This is a genomic window from Enterobacter sichuanensis, assembly GCF_002939185.1.
GTDB lineage: Bacteria > Pseudomonadota > Gammaproteobacteria > Enterobacterales > Enterobacteriaceae > Enterobacter > Enterobacter sichuanensis.
This window is the reverse complement of sequence record NZ_POVL01000131.1, coordinates 1-2,168: the sequence shown is the minus strand read 5'-3', so window position 1 is coordinate 2,168 and position 2,168 is coordinate 1. Positions and strand designations below refer to the sequence as shown.

Genomic DNA, 2,168 nt, shown 5'->3' with positions numbered 1-2,168 from the left:
TTGATGATCTGTTCGTCGGAAAAACGCTTCTTCATGGGGATGTCCTCATGTGGCTTATGAAGACATTACTAACATCGGGGTGTACTAATCAACGGGGAGCAGGTCACTATCTCATCGGATGCCAACTTGGTTCATCTGTCTTTTTTAGTAGGTGTGTGTAAGATGGTTTTACATTACAGTCATTCTTTGTCTAATACATGATCAGGAGATTTGTTCAGTGAATGTTTCCGCCCGTTTTGTTATACTCTTAAATCTTGCATGCGCTGCTTTATTATTTACTCTACTCAATGCTCGGTTTGATTTATTCTGATCAGGTTCTCATTTCACTTACTTAAAATCCCTCCCAAGATTTATGCAAGTACATATTTTATATCCAATCGAGTAGTAAATCGACAATCATCAGGGAGAATAATGACTTGATAAAGGACGTGATCATAGACCATCGTCCTAATCTTCCATACACAGGTGGGTATGTTGTGTATGAACCCCCGTCCAACTAGTTCCTTACGATTACCCTTAAAGCACTTTTCATGGTGATGTTTTTCCTTGTTACATATTTGGATGCTTGTTTTAAGGCATTATTCATTGCTATTACAGTCACAGGCCTAGCTAATCCTTTAACTCGATTTGATCTACTCTGGAAAACATAAATATCAGAAGAATTGCAATCCTTTCTGCACGCAATTAACTTAGAAAGCAATAAATTTAATCTAATTGTTCGTGGCTCAAATTTTGGAGTTCCAGCCAAGTGCAGCATGTCATCTTCGATATCGGAATATCTAATAGTAATCACCCTGCTGCCTTCAGCACGGAGAGAAAACAATGTTAACCATAAGTCTGCCCAAGTTGATGAGATTTTAGACAATTCAACGTGAATAGCCCTGAACTCTTCTGGTGTAATAGAATCTGTTTTTGCCATGAATACCCCCAATGCTCACCCCAACCGCTCACCAAAATTTCAACAACTTTATTACATTCTTTCAATACTTTATTACGAAAACTGTATTAAATGTTCAATATTTTTTCCTCTGCCCCTACCGCGCCGGAAATTTCTTATACAAGGTGCACACCGCAACGTCGTAAATAATCGCTACTTGCTTTCTGTCTACTCCGTTTGCGATCAAACGCCCCGCCTGCGCCCATTGCTCTGTCGCATTCGCTAACTAATGTAGATGGCTCCCAACCACAAACAGATAATGATGACTGTGGTTGCTAAAACCTACGAATCTTCATCTCCGCGCATTATTTTGATCTCATTTTCTAATGAAACTAGCCGGGAGGAAACTTCTTTAAACGCTTCAACATAAAGGGCTGACAATGCAGAGTAAACAACCGATTTTGCATCCTGAATAGTATTCCCCTCGCTATCTACCCCTTCGCCGCTTATTGCAACAGCGCAAGGTAGAACCTTTTCCAGTTCCTGGGCTAATACTCCTGCTCCATCAACCCATGTATCCTGGGTAACTCGTAACTGGTATGTCAGGCCTCTTAGCTGCATTAATTTATCCAGCGCTCCTGTCACCTGCTTTAACCCCTTTTTCAGACGTTCATCTGACGTCTGAAATAACGTCGCACACGTAAACTTCCCGTTAGAATCAAAGGAGCATGAATAGCCGTCAGATGTAGAATCTGGTCGAATTGAGATACGCCCTGTCGATGAGGGAGAAGCAAAAATCACCCCACGAGATTTGGCGCCATCTGAGTCATAGAACCATACATGCGTATTCCCGTTGGTGGAGGGTTTAATCTTAATAACATCATTGAATGTCTGGGGTCCTGAAAATTCATTTGAGGAATTTAGCCCGGGAACCCCAAGAGAAGAGCGTGCACCGGCAGCGGTTGTCGACCCGGTACCACCCTGGGAAACAGGTACTCCGCCAGATGCGTCTTTCTGTGCCAGAGACTTTTGTGCGGGCACGGTAACGGCCGTACCATTAATGGTGATCGTCACATTCCCGGTGCCGGTCATTACATCAGCGAACCCGCTCATGTAGCGCTGATACATCGTGAAGGTTTCAGCGATGTCCTGCGCCAGACCGTCAACGCTCAGGCTGTCGCTCAGAAGAATGGCATATTTGGTTCCCGCAGGGATAGCAGGGTTAGCAGCTGGCGTAACGGTGAGAGAGGTTGCGCCGCCGATAGCGGTAATCTGGAAAACCTGCGCTGGG

Annotated in this window: 2 protein-coding genes and 1 pseudogene; all 3 read right to left on the bottom strand. The window is 44.0% G+C overall.

The annotated features are described in order from the left end of the window. Positions 1–496: 496 nt before the first annotated feature. Positions 497–919, bottom strand: a complete 423-nt coding sequence (locus tag C5687_RS24710; RefSeq protein ID WP_045617088.1) for a hypothetical protein — start codon at positions 917–919, stop codon at positions 497–499. 115 nt (positions 920–1,034) lie between these two features. Then, positions 1,035–1,148, bottom strand: a pseudogene (locus tag C5687_RS24020) (helix-turn-helix domain-containing protein); the annotation flags it as partial. Positions 1,149–1,219: 71 nt separating this feature from the next. After that, the coding region (locus C5687_RS24785) for a tail fiber domain-containing protein (protein ID WP_162299953.1) at positions 1,220–2,168 on the bottom strand (949 nt) is incomplete at its 5' end.